The organism is Falsiroseomonas oryziterrae (assembly GCF_021864505.1).
Lineage (GTDB): Bacteria > Pseudomonadota > Alphaproteobacteria > Acetobacterales > Acetobacteraceae > Falsiroseomonas > Falsiroseomonas oryziterrae.
The window spans coordinates 1-6,036 of sequence record NZ_JAKJIB010000265.1; the positions used below are offsets into that span (position 1 = coordinate 1).

At 74.6% G+C, this 6,036-nt stretch carries 8 protein-coding genes; all 8 read left to right on the forward strand.

Annotation, left to right across the window (positions count from 1 at the left end):
* Nucleotides 1–964 (forward strand): vanadium-dependent haloperoxidase (locus L2I40_RS17620; RefSeq protein ID WP_237216502.1); only part of this gene is annotated, 964 nt, incomplete at its 5' end.
* 43 nt (nucleotides 965–1,007) lie between these two features.
* Complete coding sequence (gene ruvX / locus L2I40_RS17625) at nucleotides 1,008–1,469, forward strand: Holliday junction resolvase RuvX (RefSeq protein WP_237216503.1); 462 nt, start codon at nucleotides 1,008–1,010, stop codon at nucleotides 1,467–1,469.
* 18 nt (nucleotides 1,470–1,487) lie between these two features.
* Nucleotides 1,488–1,943: a hypothetical protein gene (locus L2I40_RS17630; protein ID WP_237216504.1), complete on the forward strand. Its 456-nt coding sequence runs from the start codon at nucleotides 1,488–1,490 to the stop codon at nucleotides 1,941–1,943.
* A gap of 48 nt (nucleotides 1,944–1,991) precedes the next feature.
* Nucleotides 1,992–2,927 carry an aspartate carbamoyltransferase catalytic subunit gene (locus tag L2I40_RS17635; protein WP_237216505.1) on the forward strand — a complete coding sequence of 312 codons (936 nt, stop codon included), beginning with the start codon at nucleotides 1,992–1,994 and terminating at the stop codon, nucleotides 2,925–2,927.
* Between the two features lie 7 nt (nucleotides 2,928–2,934).
* Entirely contained in the window at nucleotides 2,935–3,414 is a 480-nt protein-coding gene (locus L2I40_RS17640; RefSeq protein ID WP_237216506.1) for a hypothetical protein, read from the forward strand.
* 43 nt (nucleotides 3,415–3,457) lie between these two features.
* Complete coding sequence (gene pyrC / locus L2I40_RS17645; RefSeq protein WP_237216509.1) at nucleotides 3,458–4,735, forward strand: dihydroorotase; 1,278 nt, start codon at nucleotides 3,458–3,460, stop codon at nucleotides 4,733–4,735.
* On the forward strand, nucleotides 4,732–5,316 hold the full coding sequence (plsY, locus tag L2I40_RS17650) for a glycerol-3-phosphate 1-O-acyltransferase PlsY (RefSeq protein WP_237216507.1): 585 nt from the start codon (nucleotides 4,732–4,734) through the stop codon (nucleotides 5,314–5,316). The genes pyrC and plsY overlap by 4 nt, the downstream gene beginning before the upstream one ends.
* Before the next feature lie 56 nt (nucleotides 5,317–5,372).
* Nucleotides 5,373–6,036, forward strand: a 664-nt coding sequence (locus tag L2I40_RS17655) for a DNA-processing protein DprA (RefSeq protein WP_237216508.1), incomplete at its 3' end; no start/stop codon positions are given.

Sequence of the window (6,036 nt, forward strand, 5' to 3'; positions counted from 1 at the left end):
GGCGGCGCATGACGTGCTGGCCGCGCTCTATCCGACCCAGGCCGCGGCGCTGGCGCCGGAGCTCGCGAAGGCGATGCTCGAGGCTGGCCGGGGCGCCGAGGTGGAGCGCGGCCGCGTGCTGGGCGCGCTCGCCGCGCACGCCATCCTCACCGACCGCGCCGGGGACGGCGCCGAGCGGGAGGCCGTCTACGTGCCGTCCGGCCATGTCGGGGCGTATCGCCATACGCCGGGCTTCGACTTCCTCTTCGCGCCGCACTGGGCCGGGCTGCGCCCCTTCGCGCTGCGGACCCCGAGCCAGTTCCGCGCGGCTCCGCCGCCGCGTGTGGAAAGCGCCGCCTATGCGCGCGCCTTCGAGGAGGTGAAGCAGCTCGGCGGCCGGCTCGGCGCGCGCAGGACCGACGACCAGACCCATCTGGCGCATTTCTGGTACGAGTTCTCCGACATCGGCTGGAATCGCGTCGCGCGCGTGGTAACGCGGGAGCGCGGGCTCGACCTGCATGACGGGCTGCGGCTGTTCGCGCTGGTGAACATGGCGCTGGCCGACGCCTATGTGGCGGGCTGGGATTCCAAGCTGCACCACGATGCGTGGCGCCCGGTCACCGCGATCCGCATGGCGTCGGAGGATTTCAACCCGGCCACCGTCGCCGATCCGACCTGGGAGCCGCTGCTGCCGACGCCGCCGATCCAGGACCATCCCTCGACCCACAGCGCGCTCGGCGCGGCGGCGGCGGCGGTGATGGCGGGGCTGCTCGGCGATGCGACGCCCTTCGCGCTGACCTCGACCACGGCGCTGCCGGCCAACCCGGTCCGGCGCTTCCCCGGCTTCGCGGCGGCGGCGGCGGAGAATGCGGACAGCCGGGTGATGGCCGGGCTGCATTTCCGCTTCGCCGTGGTGGACGGGCTCGACCTCGGCGAGCGGATCGGCCGCTGGACGCTGGCCAACCACCTCCGCCCGGTCGGATAGCGCGGCGCTTGACCGGCGCGGCGGGATGGGGTGGGTGCGGCCCATGCCCATCCTACCGCTGGCCGAACTGCGTGCAGGGTTGCCGCGCGGGGCGCGGCTGATCGGCGTCGATCCCGGCGCCAGGACGATCGGCCTCGCGCTGTCCGACGTGACGCTGACGCTCGCCTCGCCCTACGGCTCGCTGGCGCGGGGGAAGCTCGGCGCGGCGGCGGCGGAGCTGGCCGCCATCGCGCGGAAGGAAGGCGCGGGCGGGCTGGTTGTAGGGCTGCCGCTGTCGATGGACGGGTCCTTCGGCCCGGCCGCGCAGGCGGCCAAGGATTTCGGCCGGGCGCTGGCGGATGCCGCCGGGCTGCCGGTCGCCTTCTGGGACGAGCGGCTGTCCACCGCGGCGGTGCAGCGGGCGATGATCGAGGCCGACATGACGCGGGCGAAGCGTGCGAAGGCCGTGGATGCGGCGGCGGCGGCCTACATGCTGCAGGCCGCGCTGGACGCGACGGCGGGGTGATCTGGTAGAAGCGCGGGCATGGTCCTGCGCAACGACATCGCGCTCTTCGCCTGGTGGTTCATGGCCATCTGGTGGGCGATGCTGCTTGCCGCGGTGTGGCTCGTGCTGCGCGACGGCCCGCCGGATGGCCTGTCCTGGTGGATGACGGCGGGGATCCTCGCGATCTTCGTGGCCGGGGGCGCGGCCGGCGCGGCCTGGGCACTGCGGCAGCGGCGCGTGCGGGCCGAGGTCGGCGCCGACGGCCTGCTGCGGCTGGGCGAGAGCCTGCCGTTCAGGCGGCAGCGCCTCGTGCTGCCGCGCGACGCGGCGGAAGCGGTGGAGGTCGAGCAGACGACGGACAGCGACGGCGACCCCTATTTCCGCTGCTGGCTGGTGCTGCGCGACGGGCGGCGCTTCGCGGTGCAGGAAGGCCATCGCGTCCAGGCGATCGAGAGTGACGCGCGGCGCCTTCGGGTGGCGCTCGGGCTGCGCTGACCGCGCCCCGGCTGGCCGAATCCCGGCCCCGGCGCCTATTCTCCGGCCGTGCCCTACCCCCATCGCCACCTCCTCGCCATCGAAGGCCTGGAGCCGCCCTACATCGCCGAGCTGCTGGACCTCGCGGACCATTACGCGCTGGCCAACCGGCGCGGGACGACGCAGCGCGACCTGCTGAAGGGCCGCACGCTGATCAACCTCTTCTTCGAGGACAGCACGCGCACCCGCACGAGCTTCGAGCTGGCCGGCAAGCGGCTCGGCGCCGACATCGTCAACATGTCGGTTTCGACCAGCAGCGTGAACAAGGGCGAGACGCTGCTCGACACCGCGGCCACGCTGAACGCGATGCGGACCGACCTGCTGGTGGTGCGCCACGGCCAGTCCGGCGCGCCGGCGCTGCTCGCGCAGAAGGTGGATGCGGCGGTGATCAATGCCGGCGACGGCACGCATGAGCATCCCACCCAGGCGCTGCTCGACGCGCTGACGATCCGCCGCCGTAAGGGAAGGCTGGAGGGGCTGACGGTCGCGATCTGCGGCGACGTGCTGCATTCGCGCGTCGCGCGGTCGAACATCCACCTGCTGCTGACCATGAACGCCCGCGTGCGCATCGTCGGCCCGCCGACGCTGATCCCGGCCGAGGCCGCGCGGCTTGGCGTCGAGGTGCATCACGAGATGCGAACGGGCCTCGAGGGCGCCGACGTGGTCATGATGCTGCGGCTGCAGAAGGAGCGGATGACGGGCGGGCTGGTGCCCTCGGCGCGCGAGTTCTTCCGCTTCTACGGGCTGGACGCGCAGAAGCTCGCCTGGGCGAAGCCGGATGCGATCGTGATGCATCCCGGCCCGATGAACCGCGGCGTCGAGATCGACAGCGCGGTGGCCGACGACCCGGCGCGCAGCGTGATCGGCGAGCAGGTGGAGATGGGCGTCGCGGCGCGCATGGCGGTGCTCGACCTGCTGTCGCGCAACCTGCGGCGGAACGCCTGAGGCCGGCGTGAGCGGCGACATGCGGCCACGAGGCCGCGGCGCCCGGATCCTGCTGTCCGTCGTGGTGGCGGCAATGACGGGCGCGGCCGTGATCGCGTCGCTGATGGCCGCGGCCGATGCCGAAGTCGCGCTGCGCGGCACGCCCGCCACGGCGACCATCGTGGAAACCGGCGCCGAGCAGCGATGGCGCCGCTCCTGGGTCATCGAGGCGCGGCTGTCGGTGCCATGGCCCGAAGGGACACAGACTGTCGCCTGGGCCGAGCGGGCCGTGCCGGTCCAAGGCGGCAGCTGGGCGGACCCGGCCCGCGCGCCGCGCCGCGGCGACAGCGTGGCGGTGCTCCTCGTGCCCGATGCGCCGCCGCGGATCGTCCCGGCCGATGCGTTGGGCGGCCGCTGGAGCTGGGCGGCGACGCTGGCCTTCATCTGGCTGCTCACGGCCGGCGCCTGGGCCGCGCGGCTCCGGGGCCGCGTGGCCCGGCCGGCGTGAGGGGCCGGATGGCGTGACTCGCGAGCGCGTCTATAACCGGCGCATGGGCGACCTGCTGATCACCGATGTCCGGCTGCTCGATCCGGCGACGGGCCTCGACGCGCCGGGCGAGCTGCTGGTCCGCGACGGCCTCATCCTGGATCACGGTGCGTCGCTCGGGCGGCCCGATGGCGCGACCGTCGTGGCAGGTGGCGGCGCCTGCCTGGCACCGGGCCTGGTGGACCTGCGGGCCGCGCTCGGCGAGCCGGGCGCCGAGCACAGGGAGACCATCGCCAGCGCCGCACAGGCCGCGGCCGCGGGCGGCATCACCACGCTCTGCGCCCTGCCCGACACCGACCCGCCGCTCGACGATCCCGCGCTGATCCAGTTCGTCATCCGCCGCGGCGAGGCGACGGGCTGCGTGACGATCCTGCCCTACGGCGCCGCCACCGCCGGCTGCGCGGGCAAGGAGATGAGCGAGTTCGGCCTGCTGCGCGAGGCCGGCGCGATCGCCTTCACCGACGGCGCGCGCGCCATCGGTTCGGCGCGCACCATGCGCCTGGCTCTCTCCTACGCCCGCGCCTTCGGCAGCTTCGTCGTGCAGCATCCGGAGGAGCCGAGCCTGGCCGCCGGCGGCGCCGCGACGGAAGGCGAGCGCGCGACGCGCATGGGCCTGCCCGGCATCCCGCGCGCGGCCGAGGCGATGATGATCGCCCGCGATATCGCGCTCGCGAGGATCACGAAGGGGCATGTCCACTTCGCGCATGTCTCGACGGCGGAGGCGCTCGACCTGATCCGCGCCGCGAAGGCGGAAGGGCTCAAGGTGACCTGCGACACCGCGCCGCCCTATTTCGACCTGAACGAGACGGCGATCGGCGAGTACCGCACCTATGCCAAGCTCTCGCCGCCGCTGCGCGACGAGGCCGACCGGCTGGCGGTGATCGCGGCGCTGAAGGACGGGACGATCGACGCCATCGCCTCCGACCACCAGCCCCGCGATGCCGACGACAAGCGCCTGCCCTTCGCCCAGGCGGAGGCCGGCGGCGCGGGGCTGGCGACGCTGCTCGGCGTCACGCTCGCCCGCGTGCATGGCGGCGACCTGACGCTGCTGGCCGGGCTCGACCTGCTCAGCGCGAAGCCCGCGAAGCTGCTCGGGATCGAGGGCGGCACGCTGCGGAAGGGCGCGCCGGCCGACCTGGTGCTGTTCCATCCCGAGCGCGGCTGGCGCGTCGAGGCGGGCAGGCTGCCGGGCAAGGCGCAGAACACGCCCTTCGACGGGCGGGCGCTGGAGGGCAAGGTGCTCGGCACCTGGAAGGCCGGGCGGCAGGTCTTCGCCGCATGAGCCTGATCCTCGCGGCGCTGCTCGGCTACCTGCTGGGCTCGGTGCCCTTCGGGCTGGTGCTGACCAAGGCGGCCGGCCTCGGCGACATCCGCAACGTCGGCTCGGGCAATATCGGCGCGACCAACGTGCTGCGGACCGGGCGGAAGGGGCTGGCGGCCGCGACGCTGGCGCTGGATGCGCTGAAGGGCCTCGCCGCGCTGCTGCTCGCGCGCTGGATCTGGGGCGAGGATGCGGCGCTGGTCGCGGGCGTCGCGGCGATGGCTGGCCATGCTTTCCCCGTCTGGCTCGGCTTCAAGGGCGGCAAGGGGGTCGCGACCGGGGCGGGCGTGCTGTTCGGCGCCGCCTGGTGGCTGGGCGGCGTGGCGCTGCTCGCCTGGATCGCGGTCTTCGCGGCGACGCGCATCTCCTCGGCCGGGGCGCTGGCCGCCTGCGCCGTCGCGCCGATCGCCGCCGCGCTGTTCGGGAACGCGACGCTCGCGGTGTTTGCCGCGGCGCTGGCCGCGCTGATTGTCTGGCGGCACAGGCCGAACATCGAGCGCCTGATGGCCGGCACGGAGCCGCGCTTCGGGGCGAAGAAGTAGGCGCCTTACTTCAACTTATTGTTGATGGATTGGCCGGAGCGTGATCGGCTGGGCGCATGGACCCGCGCGAGGCCCTAGCCCGCTTCCGCCTTGCCCGCAGCGAGGGCGTCGGCCCGGCGATCTTCCGCCGCCTTGTCGACCAGCACGGCAGCGCGGAGCGGGCGCTCGCGGCACTGCCGCGCCTCGCCGCCCGGTCGGGGCGCGAGATCGTCGCCTGCCCGCCAGAGGCCGCGGAGCGTGAACTCGCCGGCCTCGCGGCGATGGGCGCGGCGGTGCTGCATCTGGGCGCGCCGGGCTACCCGCCCCTGCTGGCGCGGCTCGAGGATGCGCCGCCGGTGCTGGCGGTGCTCGGCGATGCCTCGGTCCTGGCGCGGCGGCAGGTGGGCGTGGTCGGGGCGCGCTCGGCCTCGGCCGCGGGACGCCGGATCGCGGAGGAATTGGCGGCGGGGCTGACCATGGCGGGCGTCGTGGTGACCTCCGGCCTGGCCCGCGGGGTGGATGCGGCGGCGCATCTCGGGGCGCTGCAGGCCCATGGGCGCACGGTGGCGGTGGTCGCCGGCGGGCTCGACCAACCCTATCCGCCGGAGAACGCGGCGCTGCAGGCGCGCATCGCGGCGGAGGGCGGCGCCGTGCTGGCCGAGGCGCCGCTCGGCACCGCGCCGCTGGCCCGCCACTTCCCGCGCCGGAACCGCATCGTCGCCGGCCTGGTGCTCGGTGTCG

Bases quoted from the DNA above. Each gene is read 5' to 3' on its own strand.
- L2I40_RS17630 (WP_237216504.1), top strand. From the start codon at position 1,488: ATGGTCCTGCGCAACGACATCGCGCTCTTCGCCTGGTGGTTCATGGCC.
- pyrC (WP_237216509.1), top strand. From the start codon at position 3,458: ATGGGCGACCTGCTGATCACCGATGTCCGGCTGCTCGATCCGGCGACG.
- plsY (WP_237216507.1), top strand. From the start codon at position 4,732: ATGAGCCTGATCCTCGCGGCGCTGCTCGGCTACCTGCTGGGCTCGGTG.
- ruvX (WP_237216503.1), top strand. From the start codon at position 1,008: ATGCCCATCCTACCGCTGGCCGAACTGCGTGCAGGGTTGCCGCGCGGG.